17 protein-coding genes are annotated in these 22,365 nt (G+C 61.4%); 9 read left to right on the plus strand and 8 right to left on the minus strand.

The features are described 5' to 3' along the window. Positions 1-285: 285 nt before the first annotated feature. Positions 286-972 (plus strand): hypothetical protein, encoded by a 687-nt coding sequence (locus GE543_RS00600; protein WP_153220151.1) that lies wholly within the window; start codon positions 286-288, stop codon positions 970-972. A 19-nt stretch (positions 973-991) separates the two neighbouring features. On the opposite strand, the gene GE543_RS00605 is transcribed toward GE543_RS00600, so the two are convergent. Continuing rightward, positions 992-1,987: an aldo/keto reductase gene (locus GE543_RS00605; RefSeq protein WP_371927055.1), complete on the minus strand. Its 996-nt coding sequence runs from the start codon at positions 1,985-1,987 to the stop codon at positions 992-994. Between the two features lie 204 nt (positions 1,988-2,191). On the opposite strand from GE543_RS00605, the gene lexA reads away from it, so the two are divergent. Genes lexA through GE543_RS00630 form a run of 5 tightly spaced genes read left to right on the plus strand, consistent with a single transcriptional unit; the run spans position 2,192 to position 8,851 of the window. After that, positions 2,192-2,809, plus strand: a complete 618-nt coding sequence (lexA, locus tag GE543_RS00610; RefSeq protein ID WP_153220153.1) for a transcriptional repressor LexA — start codon at positions 2,192-2,194, stop codon at positions 2,807-2,809. Beyond that, positions 2,809-3,429 (plus strand): translesion DNA synthesis-associated protein ImuA, encoded by a 621-nt coding sequence (gene imuA / locus GE543_RS00615; RefSeq protein WP_024663571.1) that lies wholly within the window; start codon positions 2,809-2,811, stop codon positions 3,427-3,429. Before lexA ends, imuA begins: the two co-directional genes overlap by 1 nt. Positions 3,430-3,436: 7 nt before the next feature. Continuing rightward, a complete protein-coding gene (locus GE543_RS00620; RefSeq protein ID WP_153220155.1) occupies positions 3,437-4,852 on the plus strand; it encodes a DNA polymerase Y family protein in 1,416 nt (471 codons plus the stop codon). Further along, positions 4,849-7,944, plus strand: a complete 3,096-nt coding sequence (locus tag GE543_RS00625) for an error-prone DNA polymerase (protein ID WP_153220157.1) — start codon at positions 4,849-4,851, stop codon at positions 7,942-7,944. Before GE543_RS00620 ends, GE543_RS00625 begins: the two co-directional genes overlap by 4 nt. 55 nt (positions 7,945-7,999) lie before the next feature. Continuing rightward, positions 8,000-8,851, plus strand: a complete 852-nt coding sequence (locus GE543_RS00630; RefSeq protein WP_153220159.1) for a DUF1989 domain-containing protein — start codon at positions 8,000-8,002, stop codon at positions 8,849-8,851. A 4-nt stretch (positions 8,852-8,855) separates the two neighbouring features. Here GE543_RS00630 and GE543_RS00635 read toward each other — a convergent pair whose 3' ends face one another. Together GE543_RS00635 and GE543_RS00640 are read right to left on the minus strand one after the other, a co-directional pair. Continuing rightward, entirely contained in the window at positions 8,856-9,785 is a 930-nt protein-coding gene (locus tag GE543_RS00635; protein WP_003317664.1) for a magnesium transporter CorA family protein, read from the minus strand. 4 nt (positions 9,786-9,789) lie between these two features. Beyond that, positions 9,790-11,376 (minus strand): RimK family protein, encoded by a 1,587-nt coding sequence (locus tag GE543_RS00640; protein WP_024648386.1) that lies wholly within the window; start codon positions 11,374-11,376, stop codon positions 9,790-9,792. Between the two features lie 93 nt (positions 11,377-11,469). Here GE543_RS00640 and GE543_RS00645 point away from each other — a divergent pair, with 93 nt between their 5' ends. Then, positions 11,470-12,618, plus strand: coding sequence for a GNAT family N-acetyltransferase/peptidase C39 family protein (locus tag GE543_RS00645; protein ID WP_153220161.1), 1,149 nt, complete (start codon positions 11,470-11,472; stop codon positions 12,616-12,618). Then, positions 12,615-13,517, plus strand: a complete 903-nt coding sequence (locus GE543_RS00650) for a polysaccharide deacetylase family protein (RefSeq protein ID WP_249721076.1) — start codon at positions 12,615-12,617, stop codon at positions 13,515-13,517. The genes GE543_RS00645 and GE543_RS00650 overlap by 4 nt, the downstream gene beginning before the upstream one ends. A 20-nt stretch (positions 13,518-13,537) precedes the next feature. Here the strand turns inward: GE543_RS00650 and GE543_RS00655 are convergent, their stop codons facing one another. From GE543_RS00655 to GE543_RS00670, 4 genes are all read right to left on the minus strand, one after another. Further along, complete coding sequence (locus tag GE543_RS00655) at positions 13,538-14,797, minus strand: amidohydrolase family protein (RefSeq protein ID WP_016568113.1); 1,260 nt, start codon at positions 14,795-14,797, stop codon at positions 13,538-13,540. Continuing rightward, the gene (locus tag GE543_RS00660) at positions 14,794-16,104 is read right to left on the minus strand and encodes an MFS transporter (RefSeq protein ID WP_371927056.1); all 1,311 of its coding nucleotides are present in this window, start codon (positions 16,102-16,104) and stop codon (positions 14,794-14,796) included. The genes GE543_RS00655 and GE543_RS00660 overlap by 4 nt, the downstream gene beginning before the upstream one ends. Before the next feature lie 188 nt (positions 16,105-16,292). Further along, entirely contained in the window at positions 16,293-17,204 is a 912-nt protein-coding gene (locus GE543_RS00665) for a LysR substrate-binding domain-containing protein (RefSeq protein ID WP_371927058.1), read from the minus strand. A 24-nt stretch (positions 17,205-17,228) separates the two neighbouring features. After that, positions 17,229-18,134, minus strand: a complete 906-nt coding sequence (locus GE543_RS00670) for a LysR substrate-binding domain-containing protein (RefSeq protein ID WP_003395531.1) — start codon at positions 18,132-18,134, stop codon at positions 17,229-17,231. A 150-nt stretch (positions 18,135-18,284) separates the two neighbouring features. Here GE543_RS00670 and GE543_RS00675 point away from each other — a divergent pair, with 150 nt between their 5' ends. Further along, the gene (locus GE543_RS00675) at positions 18,285-21,332 is read left to right on the plus strand and encodes an FAD-binding and (Fe-S)-binding domain-containing protein (protein WP_153220167.1); all 3,048 of its coding nucleotides are present in this window, start codon (positions 18,285-18,287) and stop codon (positions 21,330-21,332) included. Positions 21,333-21,460: 128 nt separating this feature from the next. Here GE543_RS00675 and yghX read toward each other — a convergent pair whose 3' ends face one another. Continuing rightward, positions 21,461-22,348 carry a YghX family hydrolase gene (yghX, locus tag GE543_RS00685; RefSeq protein ID WP_003416575.1) on the minus strand — a complete coding sequence of 296 codons (888 nt, stop codon included), beginning with the start codon at positions 22,346-22,348 and terminating at the stop codon, positions 21,461-21,463. Positions 22,349-22,365 lie beyond the last annotated feature (17 nt).

The raw sequence follows: 22,365 nt of genomic DNA on the forward strand, positions 1-22,365 counted from the left end.
GGCTGTTGCCAGGCAAACAGTCAGGTCTGATGACTCCTCTTTCGACGTTTTTTTGACATTTTCTCTGTTTGTCAGACGATTTTTTTTGCCGGCATTGCAACAGAATCGTTTTTTGACACTCTTAATCGTCCACATTCTTAATTTCGAAACATGTGCGCACTAAGATTCGCGCGTGACCCTTTTTGACTGATCCGCAGAAATTTCCAGGGCGAGCTGCACAAGCCTGCGTATTCGCACCAGCCAGATGGCTGTCCCCTTTCAAATGCGCACCGGACTCAGAAAATAATGAATATGCCGAAAATGCCTTCCATCACCCGACTTCAGCGCCGTCTTGCGTGGTGCTTCTTCCCCTCCTTGCTGGTGGCTTCTGCCTTGGCCTTTTTCACCATGGGCAAAGGCGTCCATGCAGAGCCCAAGAATGGTACCCAGACACTGGTATTCCTTCGTCACGCCGAAAAACCGGCCATGGGGCTGGGGCAACTGAACTGCCAGGGGCTCAACCGGGCGATAGAACTGTCGGAGGTCCTGCCCAGAGAATTCGGCAAGGCTGATTTCATTTTCGCTGCCAACCCGAGCCGACATGTGGAAGAGGGTGAGGGCGACCAGTCCTACAGCTACGTTCGTCCGCTGATGACGGTAGGCCCCAGCGCAATCAAACTGGGTCTGCCCGTCAACCTCGACTTCGGCGCCAACGACACCGCAGACCTGGCCGATGAACTGATGCAGGACAAGTACCACAACGCAGTCATCTACACCGCCTGGTCGCACGGCTACCTGCCGGAGCTGATCAACAAGGTTGCTGAAGAGGCGTCCGGCAAGAGTATCAATCTGCTGGATGACTGGACAAACGACGATTTCGACTCGGTGATTGTCGTCACCCTGAAATGGGTCGATGGCAAAGCCACGCTCGATTACAAGAATCAAAAGCAGGGCCTCAACAACGGCACCCAGACCTGCCCTGAAGCGACCTGATGTCGAACCGCAACGGTTTTCAGCCGTTGAGCGACTTCATCGACGCCGCGTTATAACGCTCCCCGGATGCCGACCCTTGGGCCGGGAAAATCGCTTCCAGTTGGGCAAGGTCATCAGTACTCAGCGTCAATGAAGCCGCTGCCACGTTGCTTTCCAGGTACTTGCGCTGCTTGGTGCCGGGGATTGGAATGATGTCCTCGCCCTGAGCGAGCACCCAGGCCAGGGCCAGTTGTGATGCGCTGATGCCCCTGGCCGTAGCCAGTGCCTTGACCTTCTCGACCAATTGCAGATTGCGATTGAAGTTTTCGCCCTGAAACCGTGGGGTGAAGCGACGATAGTCATCGGCCGCGAAATCGTCCGGGGTGCGCAATTCGCCGGTCAGGAACCCCCGACCGAGCGGGCTGTAAGCCACGAAGGCAATGCCCAGACGACGGCAGGTGGCAAGCACGCCATTCTGTTCCGGATCGCGTGTCCAGAGTGAGTACTCGCTCTGCACAGCCGCCAATGGATGCACCGCGTGGGCCTTTTCGATGGTCGCTGCACTGGCTTCACAGATGCCTATGTGGCGAACCTTGCCAGCCTTGACCAGTTCGGCCATGGCGCCAATGGTGTCCTCGATGGGCACGTTGGGGTCGACGCGGTGCTGATAATAGAGATCAAGGTAATCGGTGTTCAGCCGCTTCAGACTGGCGTCGATGGACTGGCGAATGTACGCCGGGCTGCCATTGACGCCACGTGCATGCGGGTCGTCGCTACGCACGATGCCGAACTTGCTGGCCAGGTAGATACCTTCACGCTTGCCTTCGAGTGCACGGCCAAGCAAGGCTTCGTTGGTGTACGGGCCGTACATGTCCGCCGTATCGAAAAAAGTGACACCCAGTTCCAGCGCGCGGTGCAAGGTGGCGATGGATTCCTTTTCGTCGATGCCAGTGGTGTAGAAGTCCGACATTCCCATGCAGCCCAGCCCGAGGGCAGAAACCTGCGGACCGTGGTTACCCAATTGGCGCGTGATCACAATGAGTGCTCCTGATCGTTGAAAGAGCGGTCGAGTTTCGCCTCTTTGCCGGGCTCAATAAACCGGGTGTTTCTTATTTCACTGTTGTTGAAATCCAAACAATGTCGCCCATAGCGGTGTTCATCGCCTGTCGTTGGACATGCAACACCGCGCCTCTTGAATCCGACCAACCGCGCTAGTCACAAAACACCGAATGGAGTACAAATGTACTCCATGAGCACATTATCTCCTCGACGCAGCGCTATCCTTACCTTCATCCGCGATCGCATCGCGCAGCAGGGGCAATCACCGAGCCTGGCGGAAATTTCCGAGGCTTTCGGTTTTGCTTCACGCAGCGTGGCGCGCAAACACATTGTCGCCCTCACTGAAGCCGGGCTGATCGAAGTCGTCCCGCATCAGGCACGGGGCATTCGCCTGCTGAACACTGAGCCACGGCCTGAATTGCTGGAAATTCCGGTACTGGGGCGCGTGGCGGCGGGCGCACCGATCGGGCCTGATCTCGATATCCACACCACGCTGCACCTGGACCGCAGCACCTTTACCCGTGTGCCGGACTACCTGCTGCGTGTGCAGGGCGACTCGATGATCGAGGACGGTATTCTCGATGGCGATCTGGTGGGCGTGCACCGTAACTCGCAGGCCGGTGACGGACAGATCGTGGTTGCCCGTCTGGACGGCGAGGTGACCATCAAACGCCTGCAACGCCGCGCCGATCAGGTGCGCCTGTTGCCGCGCAACCCGGCCTATGAACCGATCATCGTCACGCCCGATCAGGACTTCGCCATCGAAGGCGTGTTCTGCGGGCTGGTGCGTCGCGAATGATGGGCGCGGTGGTCAGCCTGGACGCCTTGCTGGATGAGCGCAGGGTCTGGAAAGGGCGTCAGCAGAGCGCGCCACAGGTCAGCCCGCAGCCCAGTGGCCACGCGTTGCTGGACGCTGCCTTGCCCACCGGCGGCTGGCCTGCTGCGGCCCTGACTGAAATCCTCATTCCGGCCAATGGCAGCGGCGAACTGCGCCTGCTATGGCCAAGCCTGGCGCGGCTTTCCGCAATCGCCGAGCGCATTGTGCTGGTCGCACCGCCTTATATTCCTTACCCACAGGCGTGGCTGTCCGCCGGCGTCGATCTGCGCCAGTTGGTGGTGATCGAGGCGAGTCCCCGCGATGCCTTGTGGGCCGCCGAGCAATGCCTGCGCTCCGGCAGCTGTGGCGCGGTCGTGTGCTGGCCCGGCATGGTCGATGACCGTGCACTGCGACGCTTGCAGGTGGCTGCCGAAACCGGGCAGACCCTGGCCTTTGCCTGTCGCCCGCAGCAGGCCGCCGCCAACCCTTCACCTGCGGCCCTGCGCATAGCGCTCGATACCCGTCCCGCACAGTTGCGGGTGCTCAAATGCCGGGGCGGACTTGCGCCGCCTTTCCCCATTCCGTTCCCGACCGACGCTTGAGGTTCTTATGCTCTGGGCCTGTGTCTTGCTGCCGCAACTGGCGCTGGACGGCGTCATGCGTCGTCACGGCAACCCCGATGAACCGCTGGCGCTGATCAGCGGCAGCGCTCAACGTCGCGTATTGCAGAGCGTCAATCCGGCTGCGCGTGCGTTGGGGCTGAAAGCCGGGCAGTCGCTGACCGCAGCCCAGGCGCTGGTGCCGAGCTTCACCACGATCGAGCATGACCCGGCCGATATCGAGCGTTTGCAGCAACTGCTCGCGGCCTGGGCCTACGGTTTCAGTTCCAATGTCAGCCTCAAGTACCCGCGGGTGCTGCTGATGGAAATCGAATCCAGCCTCAAGTTGTTCGGCCCCTGGCCGGTGTTCGAGGCGCGTTTGCGTGAAGAGCTGACCACGCAGGGTTTTCGCCATCGCATCGTGGTCGCGCCCAACCCGATAGCCGCGCGAATGCTGGCCAACATGCATGACGGGCTGAGCATCGACTGTCCGCATGAATTGCGTCGCCGTCTGGAGCAGATGCCACTGGAACGCATTGGCCTGAGCCGCGAAACCGCTACCGCCCTGACACGCATGGGGCTGCGTAGCGTGCGGCAGGTGCTGGGGCTGCCCCGCGATACGCTGGCCCGGCGGTTTCCGGCCAGCGTGCTGCAGCACCTCGACACCTTGCTCGGCGAGCGCCCCGTGGCGCTGGAGTGCTACACGCCGCCGGACTTTTTCGATGTACGCATCGAGCTGAATTTCGATGTCGAGTCCCATCAGGCCCTGTTGTTTCCGCTCAAGCGGCTGATCGCCGATCTGGCCTTGTTCTTGGCCGGACGCGACAGCGGTGTGCAGCGATTTTCCCTGCATCTGGAGCATGTTGAAGGTCCGGAGACTGTGGTACCAGTCGGACTGCTGAGTGCCGAGCGCGATGCTTCGATGCTCTTCGAGCTGGCCCGCGGCAGGCTGGAGCAGGTGCTGGTAGAGTCGCCGGTACGTGCCGTGCGCCTGCTGGCGCGAGACTTGCCGGATTTCGTCCCGGCGCACCGTCAGTTGTTCGATGAGCGCGTGCAGCAGACCTTGCCCTGGGAGCAACTGCGCGAGCGCCTGCGGGCGCGTCTGGGCGACGAGTCGGTCAATGGCTTGCGCGCCCAGGCCGATTATCGTCCCGAATGTGCCTGGCAAGCGCACAGCAGCAGTAAACCGGTCCTGCCAGCCAGAGGCTTCACGCGTCCAGGCTGGCTGCTGCGCGAACCTCAGCCGCTGCCGGTGCAGGCGACCCGCATCGTGGCCGGGCCCGAGCGAATCGAGTCGGGGTGGTGGGACGGCGGCGATGTGCGCCGCGACTATTACCTGGTCGAAACCGCCAGTGGCCAACGCGCCTGGGCGTATCGCGCGGTTGGCGAGCCGGGTGAACTGCTGCTGCATGGCTGGTTCGCATGACCAGCGAATACGCCGAGCTGCATTGCCTGTCCAATTTCAGCTTTCAGCGGGGCGCCTCGAGCGCACGCGAGTTGTTCGAACGGGCGGTGCGCCATGGTTACAAGGCGCTGGCAATCACCGACGAGTGCACCCTGGCCGGTATCGTACGCGCCTGGCAGGCATCAAAAAGCACCGGTCTGCCGTTAATCGTCGGCAGCGAAATGCACATCGAACACGGCCCGAAAGTCGTCTTGCTGGTGGAAAACCAGACAGGCTATGAGGCGCTGTGCACATTGATCACGGTCGCGCGCCGCAGGGCCAAAAAAGGCGAATACCGCGTGTTGCGCGAAGACTTCGAGCCTGCGCCGGCCGGGTTGCTGGCCCTCTGGCTGCCGGACCTCGACGGGGATGCTCAAGCCTGTCTGGCCGGCGGACGCTGGTTGCGTGAGCGATTTGCCGAGCGCCTGTGGCTGGGTGTCGGGCTGCACCGTGGCCCGGATGACGAGCAGCGGCTGGCCGACCTGCTGGCGCTGGCGCAATCGCTGGGTATTCCGGCAGTGGCCAGTGGCGATGTGCACATGCATGCGCGTGGCCGGCGCGCCTTGCAGGACACCATGACTGCCATCCGCCACCACACCACAGTGGCCGAGGCAGGTCATCTGCTGTTTGCCAATGGCGAGCGCCATTTGCGGCCACTGGATGCGCTCAGCGAGCATTACCCGGACTGGCTGCTCGCCGAGTCGGTGCGTATTGCCCGGCGCTGCACCTTCGACCTGGGCGATTTGAAATACGAATACCCGCATGAGCTGGTCCCCAAGGGCCAGACCTCTACGTCGTGGCTACGTGAACTGACCGAACGCGGTGTTCGCAGGCGCTGGCCGGGTGGCCTGACACCGGCCACCCGTGCGCAGGTCGAGAAGGAACTGGCGCTGATCGCGGAAAAGAAGTTCGACAGCTACTTTCTGACCGTACATGACATCGTCGAGTTTGCCCGCAGCCAGCACATCCTTTGTCAGGGACGCGGCTCGGCGGCCAACTCTGCAGTGTGTTATGCGCTGGGGATCACCGAACTGAACCCGGAACAGAGCAACCTGCTGTTCGAGCGCTTCATCTCCAGAGAGCGCAACGAGCCACCGGATATCGACGTGGATTTCGAGCATGACCGCCGCGAAGAAGTCATTCAGTACATCTTTCGGCGCTATGGCCGGGGCAGGGCAGCGCTGACGGCCGTAGCCAGCACTTATCACGGTTCCGGCGCGATGCGTGACGTGGCCAAGGTGCTGGGCTTGCCGCCAGACCAGATCAATGCCCTGGCCGAAGCCTTCAGTCGCTGGAGCGATTCGTTGCCGTCGCCTGAACGCTTGCGCGAATACGGCTTCGATGCCGACACGCCGATCCTCAAGCGCGTGCTGGCGCTGACCGGCGAACTGATCGGTTTTCCCCGGCACCTGTCGCAACATCCAGGGGGATTCGTGATTTCCGAACATCCGCTGGACACGCTGGTGCCGGTCGAGAACGCCGCAATGGCCGATCGCACTATCATCCAGTGGGACAAGGACGACCTGGACCTGGTCGGCCTGTTGAAAGTCGACATTCTTGCACTGGGCATGCTCAGTGCCTTGCGCCGTACGTTCGATCTGGTGCATTTGCACCGTGGCCAACGATGGACTCTGGCGACACTTCCGGGCGACGACCGGAAAACCTACGAAATGATCAGCCGTGCCGACACCATCGGCGTGTTTCAGATCGAGTCGCGGGCGCAGATGGCCATGCTGCCGCGCCTCAGACCGGAAAAATTCTACGACCTGGTCATCGAAGTCGCCATTGTCCGGCCAGGGCCGATCCAGGGCGATATGGTTCACCCGTACCTGCGGCGGCGCAATGGCGAAGAGGCGGTCACCTATCCGCCCAAGCTTGAATCGGTGTTCAAGCGCACCCTGGGTGTGCCGCTGTTCCAGGAGCAGGTCATGGAAGTGGCCATTCTGGCCGCCGACTACACGCCGGGCGAAGCGGATGAGTTGCGTCGCGCGATGGCCGCGTGGAAACGTCACGGCGGGCTCGAACCGCATCGCGAACGGCTGCACACGGGCATGCTGAAAAACGGCTATGAAGCGGACTTTGCCGACCGGATCTTCGAACAGATCAAGGGCTTTGGCAGTTATGGTTTTCCCGAATCCCATGCCGCCAGTTTCGCCTTGCTGACCTACGCCAGTTGCTGGCTCAAGTGCCATGAACCGGCAGCGTTCACCTGCGCACTGATCAACAGCTGGCCGATGGGGTTCTATAGCCCGGATCAGCTGTTGCAGGATGCACGTCGCCATCACATTGAAATTCGCCCGGTGGATGTGCGTTACAGCGACTGGGATTGTTCGCTGGAGCCGCTCGATCATCCTGACAGCACGCGCAATCTGGCGATTCGTCTCGGGCTGCGCATGGTCCGCAGCTTTCGTGAGGAAGATGCCTTGCGCATCGAAGCCGCGCGCGCGAAACGGCCGTTTGTCGATGCTACGGACCTGACGTTGCGCGCCGAGCTGGACTCGCGCGCCGCCGAAGCGCTGGCGGATTCCGGTGCCTTGCGCGGCCTGATCGGCCATCGGCACCGGGCGCGCTGGGAAGTCGCCGGGGTTGAGGCCCAGCGCCCGCTGTTCGACGACCTGCCCAGCGAAGAAACCCAGGTGATCTTGCCGCTGCCGACCGTGGCCGAAGACCTGGTGGCCGACTACACAACGCTGGGCACCACCCTGGGCCCACACCCGCTGGCCTTGCTGCGTCGGCAACTGGCTGCCAAGCGCTTTCGCAGCTCACAAGACTTGTTACACCTGGAAAACGACCGGACCCTCAGCGTGGCGGGGCTGGTCATTGGTCGTCAACGACCGGGCACTGCGAGTGGCGTGACCTTCGTCACCCTTGAAGATGAGTTCGGCATGGTCAACGTTGTGGTCTGGCGCGACCTGGCTGAGCGTCAGCGCAAGGTGCTGGTGGGCTCGCAATTGCTGCAGGTGTTCGGGCGACTGGAATCGAAAAGCGGCGTGCGGCACCTGATTGCCCAGCGCCTGTACGACCTGACGCCGCTGCTCACCGGACTGGATGTGCGCAGCCGGGATTTCCAGTAATCGGGCCTGTAATTTGCAGTATCAACCGGTACATCCTGCCACCGAGAAGCCCAGTATGTACAAAGACTATCCAGCCGCTTACCAGGTCAGCAAAGGCGCGGCGCTGCAAGTCGACACTGCCTTTTATGAGCGCATCCGCACGAATGCGCAGCAACGCACCCTCGTCGAACAGTTCGAAGTACCGATTCGTACCGGGCGGGCCTGGAAGGTCAAGGCCGGTCAGGTGTTTCGTGTCACCACACCGGTGGGCCCGCAAGTCGGCGATTTCAATGTCTGGAACGCCAACGACCCCCGCGAGCGACTGTGGGCTGCGCGCACGCGGCAGTTGCAGGGCGCGCATGTCACCACCCACGATCGGCTGTGGTCGAACCTGCCGTTTTTGCGGCCAATGGTAACCATCACCGATGACAGTCTGGCCAGTTACGGAACCGACGAGCACGGCGGCCGCCTGCATGACCTGCTCGGCACGCGTTGCGATCCCTACGTCAACAAGATGCTGACCGGCGAAGACTTTCACCATCACTGCCATTCCAACCTGACTCGCGCAGTGCTGCCGCACGGGCTGACCGAGTTCGATGTGCACGATGTGCTGAACATCTTCCAGTGCACCGGCCTGAACCATGACGACCTGTATTTCATGAAAGCCTGCCCGGCGCAGAAGGGCGACTATCTGGAGTTTTTCGCGGAAATCGACCTGCTGTGTGCCTTGTCGACCTGTCCGGGTGGCGACCTGTCACTGCCGATGTGGGGGCCTGATGCGCAGGACCCGTTGAGCGTCTGCCGGCCGCTGGGCGTCGAGATCTATGACCTCGACGCGTCGCTCCTGGACGGCTGGCAGTCCCCCGAGCGCGCGGCCTATAACGGCCTGCATGGTCTGCAGATCGCCAGGGCCGAGTGGGAGCAATAACCGCTCAGGCTGCGCGCGCCATTCTGCGCAGTCCCCAGACCATCACCGCCCCCATCCCGAGCATGGCCAGCAGCAGTGCCGGGTAAGACACCCACCAGTGCAGCGGGGCGGTCATCATGCTGAATTCCGACATGCCGCCGATCCCGGCAATCAGGTTCAACGGCAGAAACACCACATTGATCAAAGTCAGTTTGCGCAGCAGAGTGTTGGTGCTGTTATTGACCAGATTGCCGCGCGCATCCATCAGGCCGGCGAACACCGTGGAATAGATCTCCGCCTGTTTGTAGCACTGGTCGTTCTCGATGATCATGTCGTCGATCAGCGCCAGGCTGTCGGCGGCGTATTGCCTGCCTTGCGCATGATTGCGCAGACGCGTCAGGACCGCACCGTTGCTGTGGATGGCGTTGATGTAATACACCAGACTTTCGCTGAGGTTGAACATCTGTAGCAGATGGCGGTTTTCCAGTGAAGAGTTGAATTTCTGCTGCAATTCACGGGCGACCATCTTGATGACTTTCAAGTGCCCCAGGTAGTGATGAATGTTGTTGAACAGCAGCTCCAGAAGGATATCCAGCGGCTGGTTCAACGGGCGGTGAGCCCCCAGCGCGCTCAAGGGTTGCTCGTCATCACAGATCAGCACCAGCTGGTCCCGGCTCAGCAGCACGCCAAAGGACGAAACGTCGAACGAGAAGCTGTCCTTGCCCGAATAGTTCTCGGGACGTTTCCAGATGACGAACAACGCATCAGGGTGAAACTCGATGCGCGAAATTTCGTCCGGGTCGAGTGCCGAGGCAACGGCATGCTCATCAAGGTGAAATCGCTCCAGCAACAATCTGCGTTCCCCGGCATCCGGTTTGCTGAACCACAGCACCTGAGCCTTTTGCGGATCACATGCCAGCAACTGGTTGTTGTCGAGTTTCAGGCCCTGAATCATCGTTTCACCATGCCTGACCGAGGCGCTTGAGCTCCAGACGGCGGACGAACTCTTCCAGCACCAGGCTGTACAGATCATCCTGCAGATAAGCGTCTTCGATGCCGGCATCCAGGTTCGGGTTGTCGTTTACCTCGATCACCACCACTTGATCGCCTGACTGTTTCAAGTCCACGCCATACAAGCCGTCACCAATCAGGTTGGCGGTCTTGAGCGCCAGTTCGACCACGGCGCGCGGCGCTTCGTGCACCGCCAGCGTGCGGCATTCGCCAATCACTTCGGCACCGATCGCCTTGTGGTTGTAGATCTGCCAATGCCCCTTGGACATGAAGTACTGGCAGGCGAATATCGGTTTGCGATTGAGAATGCCGATGCGCCAGTCGTACTCGGTGTAGAAAAACTCCTGGGCCAGCAGCAATACCGAGTGCTCGAACAACTGGGTCGTTGCCGTGTGCATTTCCTCGGGCGTGCTGACCTTGATCACACCTCTGGAAAAGCAGCCATCGGGGATCTTCAATACCAGCGGGAAGCCCAGGCGTGTGGCCACGTGCTGCAGTTCTTCCGGGCGGTCCTTGTAGAGAATTTCCGTTCGCGGCATGCCCAGATCATGGCTTTTGAGCAGGTCGGTCAGGTACACCTTGTTGGTGCAACGCAGGATCGAGGTGGAGTCATCCATGACCACCAGCCCCTCGCTTTCGGCCTTCTTGGCAAAGCGATAGGTGTGGTTGTCGACGCTGGTGGTTTCGCGAATCAGCAGCGCGTCGTACTCGGCCAGCCGGGCGTAGTCTTTCTTTTCAATCAGCTCGACATCAATGCCCAGGCGCTGACCGACGCGGATGAAATTGGCCAGCGCCTCAGGGTTGGACGGCGGCAGCTGTTCCTGCGGATCATGCAGAATCGCCAGGTCGTAGCGGGCCATGCGCCGCGAACTGGGCTGGCGCCAGACATTGCGGCTGAAGCCTTCCAGCGCCGAGGCGAACTCATCCTGCTGATCCTCGCGCAGACGCGGCAGAGCGCCGGCCTTGATACCCGCAATATGCCAATTGTCGCGCTTGCGAAACTCCACCATCAGGATCGGGCAGGGGAAGACTTCAAACAACTGACGGGCAAGATCCTTCAACGGCTCAAGTGTGGTCTGGCCGAAGTACAGTGTCAGGGTAAACCCTTCGGTGTCGTCATACGGATGATCCTCAAGTGCGGTCTCCAGCAACTTGTCCAGGTCATCGAGGGCCAGGCCGTAGAGTGACTTGCGGGTCAACTCGCTGATGGTCTTTACCGAGGGAATGACATTGTGCTGACGCGCTTCGGCCAGCAGGGAACAGTAATAACCGTGGCCCAGGTATTTGTAGCTGCGGCACAGGTTGATGACTTGCACACGCCTGCCTGCCGTGGCTTTCAGCGGTTTTTCCAGGTAGTCCTGGGCGCTGATCAAATCTTCGCTGGGAAAGTACGATGCCCAGTCTTCGAGCCGTTCGACAATAATCACCAGTTGCCTCTGCGCTGCAAAGAGTGTTGTGGGGTCTGCACGTCGGGTTGTTGCTGAAAGCGCAAGTTGCGCAGATACTTCGTTCATCTTCACCTGTGCCGCTGACATGTGTAATCGATCCGATGGGAAACAAGTCCTTTCTATTAAGCATGTGCTTTTTGAAATGTCCCGTTTCGTTACACAACTTTTACGGCGGTGCAGATGGACTTTATATTTCGAGATGCAGTTGAAACCGATGTCGACGACTTGCTGCTTCTGGAGAACCAGTGTTTTGACGGCGACCGTCTGACTGCGCGCAGCTTTCACTGGATGATCCGCCGCGCCAATGCCAGCCTGATCGTCGCCGAGCAGGCCGGGCAACTCACCGGCTATGCGCTGGTGCTGTTTCATCGCGGCACCTCATTGGGGCGCTTGTATTCGCTGGCGATTGCCGATGCAGCGCGGGGCAAGGGGCTGGGCAGACAGTTGTTGCAACGTGCCGAACAGCAGGCCGTGGGCCGCGACTGTGCTTACCTGCGCCTTGAGGTGCGCCCCGATAACGGCGCGGCCATCGCGCTTTACGAGCGCAGCGGTTATCGGCGTTTCGCCCAGGTCGACGACTATTACCAGGACCATGCCCCGGCCTTGCGCTACGAGAAACGCATCGTTGAACACGCCCGGCTGGACAGTCGCTCAGTGCCTTACTACCAGCAGACCCTGGAGTTCACCTGTGGCCCGGCCTGTCTGTTGATGGCCATGAAAGCCCTGCAACCTGCGCGCTCGATGGGCCGTGGCGAAGAATTGCAGATCTGGCGTGAGGCGACCACGGTGTTCATGACCTCCGGCCACGGCGGTTGCAGCCCTCAGGGGCTTGCGCTGGCGGCTCTTCAACGGGGCTTTGCGGTGAAGCTGCTGGTGTCGGTCTCGGGCCCACTGTTTCTGGGCGGCGTGCGCAGTGACAACAAGAAACAGGTGATTCGCCTGGTTCACGAGCAGTTCTGTGAGGCGCTGCAAACCGCCGGAGTGCAGACACTGCCCAATCGCTCGCTGAACCTGCCAGGTCTGCTGGCCGATGGCGGCAAGCCGCTGGTGCTGATCAGCAGTTACCGCCTGACCCGTTCCAAGGCACCGCACTGGGTGATGGTCACCGATTGCGACAGCGATTTCGTCTACCTGCACGATCCCGATATCGATCACAGCCTGCATCGGCAAGCCATCGACTGCCAGCATATGCCGGTAAGCCATGCCGACTTCAATCGCATGAGTTGTTTCGGTGCCGACAAACTTCGGGCGGCAGTGATTGTGTTTGCCGCGCCTGTGGATGATCATGCTCGCGCTTCAGCAGACCGGCCACAGGATTCCCTACCGTGATTAAGTTCGTGCTCAAGGCTTTTTGCGTACTGGCCATCGCTGCAAGCCTGTCGGCCTGCATCAGCGCGCCGATCCCGCTGACCGCGAAAACCGCCGCGCAGCTGCAGCAACAGCCACCGGTGCGCTTTCTGCTGACCTTCGACGATGGCCCGAGCGCCTCGACGTTCTACAACCCCAGCATCACCGTGCTCGACAGCCTGGCCGACAATCCGCTGCAGCCGGGCATCAAGGCGGTGTTCTTCGTGCAGACCGGCGCAACCGGTGCGGGTAACAGTGATCAGGGCCGGGCGATCATGCATCGTCAACATGAAGAAGGCCACCTGCTGGGCTTTCACACCGCCACGCCGCACCACACCAACCACCGTTCGCTGAGCGATGAGGAGCTTGAGCAATCCCTGACCCAAGGCTGCGCGATCATTGCCTCGATCACCGGCGTGCCGACCACCTTGCTGCGTCCGCCGTTCTGGAATTACGACAAACGCACCTTCAGCGCCTATCAGCGCCACCATCTGCAGGTACTGCTCACTGACCTGAGTGCCAATGACGGCAAGATCTGGGGCTATAACTTCAGCCTGCGCCGCCGTTCCAACATGGTCAGCCAGCTCTCGCAGGTGCGCGAGCGCATTGCCGCCGGCGAGCTGCCTGCGGTGGATGGCGTGATTCCGGTGGTGGTGACCTTCCATGACCTGAACCGCTACACCGCGCGGCATGCGCGGGAGTACCTGCAGATTCTGGTCGACAGTGCCGGGCAAACCGGCGTGCGGCTTGCCGACAAGCCGTTCTATGACGACAGCGCGCAGTTGCAGCGCGCGGCACTGGCCAGGACGGTCAAGGCGGCGGGCGAGCCTGTCAGCTTGCCCGGTGTGTGGAGCTGGATCTGGGACCACAACGCGCACTGACGACACGCACTGACCAGGCGTCAGACCAAGGTGTTCTTGCGCACATGACCGCCCTGGACAATCATTGCCAGGTGCTCGCCCTGACCGACCAGGCAACTGATATCGCTCAGCGGGTCGCCATCCACCACCAGCAGATCGGCTATCGCACCGGCGGCGATGCAGCCCAGTTCGCCTTCACGCTGAAGGATCTGCGCCGCCACACTTGTGGCACTGCGCAGCGCTGCCAGATTACCCAGCAGTTCGGCACGAATCTTCAATTCATGAGTCTGGTACTCGTGCATTTCCCCCAGCAAATCCGAGCCATAGCCCATCGGTACGCCCGCTTCGGCGAACAGTAACAGGGCATTACGCCCGGCCTGGCGCACATCCTCGATCTTGGCGACCGAGTCAGCCGGCAGCCCAAAGCGTTCGCCATATTCGGCGAGCATTTCGTAAGTGACCTGGGTGGGCACCGCAAATGCGCCTTTTTCAGCCATGAGCCGCGCGGTGTCGGCATCGACCAGATTGCCATGTTCGATGGTTCTGACACCGCATTCGATGGCACGGCGAATCGCCCGAGCGGTGTAGGCGTGGGCCATGACGTAGGTGTTGGCAGCGGCGGCCTCATCGACGATGGCGCGGATTTCAGCTTCGCTGTATTGGGTGTTGGCAATCGGGTCGGTTGGCGAGGACACACCGCCCGAGGCCATGATCTTGATCTGGTTGGCGCCTTGCTGCAGCTCTTCGCGCACCGCCAGGCGCACGTTGTCGACGCCATCCACCACGCGGGCGATGGCCCCGGCGCGGAAGCAGCAGGAGCAGGGCTCGTTGAGCAGCAGTTCGCCGCGTGCGCGCATGTCGCCATGGCCGCCGGTCTGTGACAGTGCCTTGCCCGATGCGAAGATGCGCGGGCCGGGAATCAGCCCCATCTGAATCGAGCGGGCCAAAGCCCAGTCAGCGCCCCCGGCATCGCGCACGGTGGTAAAACCACGGTCGAGCATCGCCGCCAGAATCGGCAAGGCGCGGTACATGATGATTGCGTTGGGTTGCAGGGCGTTCATGCCCAGGTTGGCGTTGGAAGCCAGAACATGCACGTGGCAGTCGATCAGGCCGGGCATCAGTGTTCTGCCACCCAGATCGATGACCTGAGCGCCCGCCGGGGCCGGTTCACCTTCGGCACGCACCGCGACAATGCGCTCACCCTCGATCACGACCTCCTGGCCCGAAATCAGTTGTCCTTGTTGCACGTCCAGCAGGCGGCCGTTGCGCAGGATCAGGTGTGTGGCTTCAGTGGTACTCATTGGTAAGCTCCAGACAAGGGTTGGTGGGCCGCGGGCGCACGGTCGCGATAAAGCAGTGCGCCAATACCGCTGACGACGGCGGCGAACATTATGTAGAAGGCCGGCGCCAGGTTGCTGCCGGTCGAGGCAATCAGCCAGGTGATGGTGAAGGTGGCAAACCCGCCGAAGATCGTGACGGCGAAGTTGTAGGCCACCGAAAGCCCGGTGGACAGCACGTGGGTTGGCAGCAATTCACCGAAGGCTGCGAGGATCGAGCCGATGTAAGCGGAAATCAGCAGGCCGAGCACCAGCTCGAAGATCAACAGTGAAAACAGCCCCGGCATCTGGTTGATGAACAGAAACATCGGGTAGGCGCTGAGGAAGATGGCAATGGCCGAGCCCAGCAGCCAGGGGCGATGCCCGCTGCGATCGGCCAGGGCACCGACAATCGGCGTGGCGACGATCAGTACCGCGCCGCCCATCATGCCGGCGCTGAAGCCCATCCATGACGGCAGGCCGAGCACGCGCTGGGCGTAGGAGGGGATGTAAAACAGGATGGCATAGGTGCAGACGGTCCACAGCACGACCAGCGAAAAGCTGATCAGGGTCTGTCGCGGGTAGGTCTTGATCACTTCGCGCAGCGGCGATTCGACCGGTTTTGCAGCCTTGTAGGCAGGTGTCTCGTCAACCCGGCTGCGGATATAGAAGCCGACCGGCCCGATCAGCGTGCCGATCAGAAACGGCACCCTCCAGCCCCAGCTTTCGAGCTGTGCCTGGGTCAGGTAACTGGACAGCACCGCGCCCAGCGCGGAACCCAGTAGCACCGCGACGCCGATGCTGGCCTGAATCCAGCTGGAATAGAAGGCTTTTTTGCCCTCCGGCGCATGCTCGGTGAGAAACGCCGTGGCGCTGCCCATCTCGCCACCGGCAGAGAAGCCTTGCAGCAGGCGCGCCAGGACAATCAGCAGCGGTGCCAGATAGCCGATCTGCGCAAAGCTGGGGGTCAGCCCGATGATCAGTGTACCCAGCGCCATCAGCAGGATGGTCAGCGACAATGCCGCTTTGCGCCCGCGCTTGTCGCTGTAGATGCCCAGCACAATGCCGCCCACCGGACGCATGAAGAAGCCCACCCCGAAGGTCGCCAGCGCCAGCAGGTAAGACGTCAGTTCGCTGCCGGTGGGGAAGAACACTTTGGCGATGATCACCGAGAAGAAGCTGTAGACCGTGAAGTCGAACCATTCAAGGCCATTGCCAATGACAGTGGCGACCACCGCGCGGCGCGCCTTTTGTTCATGGGTGCGTGAAGCAGAGGATTGTAATGTGCTCACTGGATAAGCTCCTGCATGCGATACACGCAGGGAAGCCCCCTGCATCGGCTGCATTGATTGAGGGGCAGGGTCGGTACGAGTGCGGCTGAGTCAGGTCTTTTTGCCCGTTTCAGTCGAGAGTAGGCGCTGGGCCGATTTTAAGAAAACGCTTATTACGCAGATTTGCATGCGCCAAACGCATGCAGGTTTCACAGCGGTGGAGCCACTGTGGCTATTTCATCTGCCAGCCATTTCTCGAAGGCGCGTGCGGCACGTCGAGGCGTCTTGCCGCTGGGTGTCAGCAGGTAATAGCCGCCTACCGCGCCGACGCTTTTGCGGCAGGCGGGCACCAGCGCGCCGGACTGCACGTGGCGGTCGGTCATCGGCTGCCAGCCGAGCACGATGCCATGCCCGGCGACCGCCAGATCGACCAGCACCGGATACAGGTTCACGGTCATGCGCTTGCGGATCAGCGAGGCATCGACACCCTGGCGGCCGAACCAGTCACCCCACGACAACCATTGACGCTGGCCGTCTTCGAGCATCAGCAGGCAATGATCCAGCAGTTGCGCGGGCTCCAGCAGGCGCCCGCCCAGATAATCGGGTGAGCAGTAGGCGTTGACCGATTCGGCGAACAGCAGACGGCTGTCGAGACCCGCCGGCGAGACTTCGCGCAGAAAATACAGCGCCAGATCGAATTCGGCGCGAATCAGCGAATCCAGTCCGTCGACCACGCGCAGGCGGATATCCACGGCCGGGAAGGCGTCGCGATAACGTCCCAGCAAAGGGCCCAGCCACAAGGCCGCCACGCCACTGGAGCATGCCAGCGTCAGTTGCTGATCACCGCTGTGAGTGATCACCTGAGCGGTGGCCTCGGCGCACAGGGTCAGTACGCGCTGGATCTGCTCGGCGTAAATCTGCCCGGCGACCGTCAGGTGAATGCGCTTGTGCTCGCGACGAAACAGCGCGCGGCCGAGGAATTCCTCCAGTTGCGCGACCTGACGGCTGATCGCGCTCTGGGTCAGGTTCAGTTCGGTGGCGGCACGGGTGAAACTGCCATGCCGGACGGCAGCTTCGAAAGCGATCAGGTTCTGCAGCGGCGGAAGGGGCTCGATACGCACAGTGGCTCCTGTTGCGGGCAGCTTTTACAAAGGGTCGGGAAACGGCGTCGACAGCAGCCAGTCCCTGAACACACACAGCGATGGCAGGTTCTGAAAACGCGTGGCGTAAGCCAGGTAATAATTGCGTCCGCTGTCCAGAGGCTCGAACAGGGTGACCAGTTCGCCACTGTGGATTTCGTCCTGCACCAGAATGCGCGGCACCAGCGCGATACCAATGCCGGCGGCGACGGCCTGGATCAGGTGCGAAGTCAGTTCGAAGCTCGGACCGGGGCGCATGATGTGGTGGTCCAGCCGATTACTGTCGAACCAGTCCGACCAGGCATTGGGCCGCGACACCACGCTCAGCAACGCATGCTGGGCCACCTGCGCCGGGGTCATCGACTGGTAGCCGGCAAGGGCTGCCGGGCTGGCAATGACCACCAGTTTTTCACTGACCAGCGGATGAGCGATGTAACCGGGCCAGTTGCCGTTGCCGGCACAGATGATCGCGTTCATTTCGCTGGCGGCGGGCGTCAGGTCGGCATGCACGATGCGCGAATGGATATGCACCACGTAGCCCGGATGCCGGGTGTAAAAGTCATTCATCCGTGGCAGCAGCCACTTCGAGCCGAAGGTCGGCAGCACGGCCAAATGCAGTGTGCCGCCTTCGGCCTTGTGCGCGATTGTTTGCAGGGTTGCACTGCGGATGCGGCCCAGCGCGGCGGCCAGCTCATGCTGATACAGCGCGCCTGCGGTGGTCAGCTCGATGCGTCTGCCATCGCGCTTGAACAGTTCAACTTCCAGTTGCGCCTCCAGCGCCTGCACCTGCCGGCTGACGGCGCTCTGGGTCAGGGCCAGTTCGTCTGCGGCCTTGGTGAAGCTGCCATGCCGGGCGGCGGCCTCGAAGGCGAGCAGCAGCGACATGGAGGGCGTCAGTCTTCGGGTGTTCATTCATAAAACTCATGGAAAAACGGCAGGTTTTACGTTTGCACTGAAGCATGACACACCGGAGAATCACGCTAACCGTTGATAACGCCATGCATTCGAGCGTTTCGAAGCATACGTGCTTTGCATATAAAACGCCTAGCGAGGAAGACCACCATGATTGCGCTGTTGAAACCTACTTCCGAGCAGGTCGGTCACTATGACCGTTTCCTCAATGCCCTGGCGGAGGCCGGCTTTCGTGGCGAAATAGCCCGTGACCACGGTTCGCGCACAGTGCTGGCCACTGACAACTCCATCTACCAGCGCCTGCCACAGGCTGCCGTGTTCCCGATGGACAGTCATGACGTCGCAATCGTCGCCCGGCTGGCGGCGCGGCCCGAGCACCAACAGGTGGTGTTGACCCCGCGTGGCGGCGGCACCGGGACCAACGGGCAGTCGCTGACCGACGGCGTGGTGGTCGACCTGTCGCGGCACATGAACGCTATTCTCGAGATCAACGTCGAGGAACGCTGGGTGCGCGTGCAGACCGGTGTGGTCAAGGATCAGCTCAATGCCGCGCTCAAGCCGCACGGGCTGTTTTTCGCACCGGAACTGTCGACCTCCAACCGCGCCACGATTGGCGGCATGATCAACACCGATGCCAGCGGGCAGGGCAGTTGCACCTACGGCAAGACCCGTGATCACGTCCTTGAGCTCTCCACGGTGTTGCTGGGCGGTTCGTACGTCAACAGCCATGCATTGGCTGCCGGGCAGCTGGCCAGCGAACAGGCACGTGTCGACCGCGCGGGCGACGTTTATCGTTGCGCGCAGCAGATTGCCGATACGCAGGCCAAATTGATCAAGGATGTCTTTCCTCCGCTGAACCGCTGTCTGACGGGCTACGATCTGGCGCACCTGCGCGAGGAAGACGGGCGTTTCAACCTCAACAGCGTACTCTGCGGTTCTGAAGGCTCACTGGGGTTTATCGTCGAGGCCCGACTCAACGTCCTGCCGATCCCCAAACATTCGATTCTGGTCAACGTTCGCTATGCCGGTTTCATGGACGCCCTGCGGGACGCCAAGGCCTTGATGGCGCACAAGCCGCTGTCCATCGAGACCGTAGACTCCAAGGTGCTGATGCTGGCCATGCAGGATATCGTCTGGCATGGCGTGGCCGAGTATTTCCCCCAGGACCCTGCAACGCCGACGCTGGGCATCAACCTGATCGAGTTCAGCGGCGATGAGTTGAGTGAGGTGGAACAGCGCGTTCATGCGTTCGTTGCGCACTTGCAGACCGACAGGTCGGTGCTGCGCCTCGGCCACACGCTGGCGGTTGGCAGCGCACCAGTGAACCGCATCTACGCCATGCGCAAGCGCTCGGTGGGGCTGCTCGGCAACGTCAGGGGTGAAGCCAGGCCGCAGCCGTTTGTCGAAGACACTGCCGTGCCCCCGGAAAATCTCGCCGATTACATTCAGGAGTTCCGTGCGCTGCTGGACAGCTACGGGCTGCAATACGGCATGTTTGGCCATGTGGATGCCGGCGTGCTGCACGTGCGGCCGATTCTGGACATGAAGGACCCCGTGCAGGCGGCGCTGATTCGGCCAATCTCCGACGCCGTCGCCGCGCTGACAAAACGCTATGGCGGGCTGCTCTGGGGCGAGCATGGCAAGGGCCTGCGTTCGCAATACGTGCCTGAATATTTCGGCGAGTTGTATCCCGCGTTGCAGGCCCTCAAGGCCGCCTGCGACCCGTTCAACCAGCTTAACCCCGGCAAGATCGCCACGCCTGCCACAGTGCCGCAAGCGCGCCTGACGCTGGTGGATGAAGTGACGTTGCGCGGCGACCTGGATCGCACGATCGATGAACGCGTCTGGCAAAGCTACGACAGCGCATTGCACTGCAATGGCAATGGTGCCTGTTACAACTATGACACCGACGACGCCATGTGCCCGTCGTGGAAAGCCACCCGTGACCGCATTCACTCACCCAAGGGCCGCGCTTCGCTGGTCAGGGAATGGCTGCGCCTGCAAGGCGAGCAGGACGTCAACGTGCTCACCGCCAGCGCCAGGGCGCGCAGTGCCAATGTGCTGAAAAGCCTTGCCGAGCGAACCGTCAACAGCGTCGCCAGGGTGGCGGGGCAGAAGGATTTCTCCCACGAAGTCTACGACGCCATGGCCGGTTGCCTGGCCTGCAAGTCGTGCGCGGGACAGTGCCCGGTGAAGGTCAACGTGCCCGAATTCCGTTCGCGCTTTCTCGAGCTGTACCACAGCCGCTACCTGCGCCCGATCAAGGATTACCTGATTGGCTCGCTGGAGTTCAGCATTCCGCACCTGGCGCGCTTTCCGAAGCTGTACAACGCGATCATGGGCGCAAGGCCGGTGCGTTACCTGCTTGAGCATGTAGCCGGTATGGTCGACAGCCCGTTATTGAGCCTGACCGACTTCCGTGCGGCCTGCGCTCGCTGGAATGTGGGCATCGCCACGCCGCAGCGTCTGGCCGCGTTGAGCGAGCAGGAGCGCAAGCGCACGGTGGTGCTGGTTCAGGATGCATTCACCCGATATTTCGAAACCCCGCTGGCGGCAGACTGGCTGGAGCTGATTTCGCGCCTCGGTTATCAGGTCTACCTCGCACCGTTTGCGCCCAATGGCAAGCCGCTGCAGGTGCAGGGTTTTCTGCAGGCGTTCGAGAAAGCTGCCGGTTTCAACAGTCAGTCGCTGGGCAAGCTGGCCGGGTACGGCATCCCGCTGATCGGTCTGGACCCGGCCATGACCCTGGTTTATCGCCAGGAGTACAGCAAGACGCTGGGCAGCGAGAATGTACCCGAGGTCATGCTGCCGCAGGAGTGGCTGGCGCCCACGGTCGAGGAAGGTCGTGATGCTGCGTCGGCAGAGACCTACTACTTCCTGCCGCATTGCACTGAAAAGACCAACGAGCCCGCCAGTATTGGTCTCTGGCAGAAGGCCTTCGCCCGCGCAGGGCTCAAGCTGGAGGTGCTGGCCAGCGGTTGCTGCGGCATGTCCGGCACCTATGGGCATGAAACCCGAAACGCGAAAACCAGCGACACCATTTACCGTCAGTCCTGGCAGCCGCTGGTGGCCAGGCATGGCGCTGAAGGTCGACTGGTCGCCGATGGCTACTCATGCCGCAGCCAGGTCAAACGTCAGGATGGCAAAGTGGTGAAGCATCCCTTGCAAGTACTGCTGGAGCGGGTGAGGGCGCTATAGAGAGGACGCGGAGCGTCCAGAACGGCATGACGACGCGGAGCGTCGCACGATAGTGGTATTTTCCAGCGTGGGAATGCCTTGCGTGACGCTGCGCGTCACAGGTCTGTGCCGCGCCGCTCAATCAGAACTTAAACCAGGTACTTGTTGAACCACCCCAATGTACGGTCCCAGGCCAGTTTGGCCGCTGCTTCGTCGTAACGTGGCGTGGAGTCGTTGTGGAAACCGTGATTGGCGCCCGGATAAATGTACGTTTCGTACGTCTTGCCCGCCGCTTTCAAGGCTTTTTCATAGGCTGGCCAGCCTTCGTTGATACGAGTATCCAGTTCGCCGTAGTGAATCATCACCGGCGCCTTGATCTTCACCACGTCTTCGGCATTGGGTTGACGCCCGTAGAAGGACACCGCAGCGCCCAGCTCCGGATACGCGACCGCCGCGGCATTGGCCACACCGCCCCCATAGCAGAAACCGGTGATGCCGACCTTGCCGGTGGTTGCGTCATGCTTCATCAGCCACTCGATGGCGGCAAAGAAGTCGTTCATGAGCTTTTCCGGATTGACCGTCTGCTGCAGTTCACGACCCTTGTCATCGTTGCCCGGATAGCCGCCGACCGAGGACAGCCCGTCAGGCGCCAGCGCAATGAAACCGGCTTTGGCAACGCGGCGCGCCACGTCTTCGATGTACGGGTTCAAGCCGCGATTCTCATGTGCGACAACCACTGCCGGTACTTTCCCGGCTGCTTTGGCCGGACGTACCAGATAGCCGCGAACCTGACCATGCCCCTTGGGCGAAGGGTAGGAAACATACTCGGCAATAATGTCCGGGTCGGTAAATTCCACCTGTTCGGCCAGCGCGTAGTTGGGGCTCAACGAGGCAAGCAGCGCGCTGGCGGTGAGGCCGCCAAAGGTGAACAGCGCTGCACGATCGAGAAACTCGCGCCGGTTGATCCTGCCGTGTGCGTAGTAGTCATAAAGCTCAAGCAGTTCAGGCGCAAAGTCTTTTGCAGTAAGACGTTCCATCGGTAGGCTTCCTTCCG

The sequence above is a fragment of the Pseudomonas sp. SZ57 genome, assembly GCF_009495975.1.
Lineage (GTDB): Bacteria > Pseudomonadota > Gammaproteobacteria > Pseudomonadales > Pseudomonadaceae > Aquipseudomonas > Aquipseudomonas syringae.

Excerpts from the sequence above, each read along its gene's own strand:
- imuA (WP_024663571.1), top strand. The coding sequence starts at position 2,809 with ATGGGCGCGGTGGTCAGCCTGGACGCCTTGCTGGATGAGCGCAGGGTC.
- GE543_RS00670 (WP_003395531.1), bottom strand. The coding sequence starts at position 18,134 with ATGAACACCCGAAGACTGACGCCCTCCATGTCGCTGCTGCTCGCCTTC.
- GE543_RS00645 (WP_153220161.1), top strand. The coding sequence starts at position 11,470 with ATGGACTTTATATTTCGAGATGCAGTTGAAACCGATGTCGACGACTTG.
- GE543_RS00620 (WP_153220155.1), top strand. The coding sequence starts at position 3,437 with ATGCTCTGGGCCTGTGTCTTGCTGCCGCAACTGGCGCTGGACGGCGTC.
- GE543_RS00625 (WP_153220157.1), top strand. The coding sequence starts at position 4,849 with ATGACCAGCGAATACGCCGAGCTGCATTGCCTGTCCAATTTCAGCTTT.
- lexA (WP_153220153.1), top strand. The coding sequence starts at position 2,192 with ATGTACTCCATGAGCACATTATCTCCTCGACGCAGCGCTATCCTTACC.
- GE543_RS00600 (WP_153220151.1), top strand. The coding sequence starts at position 286 with ATGAATATGCCGAAAATGCCTTCCATCACCCGACTTCAGCGCCGTCTT.
- GE543_RS00655 (WP_016568113.1), bottom strand. The coding sequence starts at position 14,797 with ATGAGTACCACTGAAGCCACACACCTGATCCTGCGCAACGGCCGCCTG.
- GE543_RS00635 (WP_003317664.1), bottom strand. The coding sequence starts at position 9,785 with ATGATTCAGGGCCTGAAACTCGACAACAACCAGTTGCTGGCATGTGAT.
- yghX (WP_003416575.1), bottom strand. The coding sequence starts at position 22,348 with ATGGAACGTCTTACTGCAAAAGACTTTGCGCCTGAACTGCTTGAGCTT.
- GE543_RS00675 (WP_153220167.1), top strand. The coding sequence starts at position 18,285 with ATGATTGCGCTGTTGAAACCTACTTCCGAGCAGGTCGGTCACTATGAC.
- GE543_RS00630 (WP_153220159.1), top strand. The coding sequence starts at position 8,000 with ATGTACAAAGACTATCCAGCCGCTTACCAGGTCAGCAAAGGCGCGGCG.
- GE543_RS00640 (WP_024648386.1), bottom strand. The coding sequence starts at position 11,376 with ATGTCAGCGGCACAGGTGAAGATGAACGAAGTATCTGCGCAACTTGCG.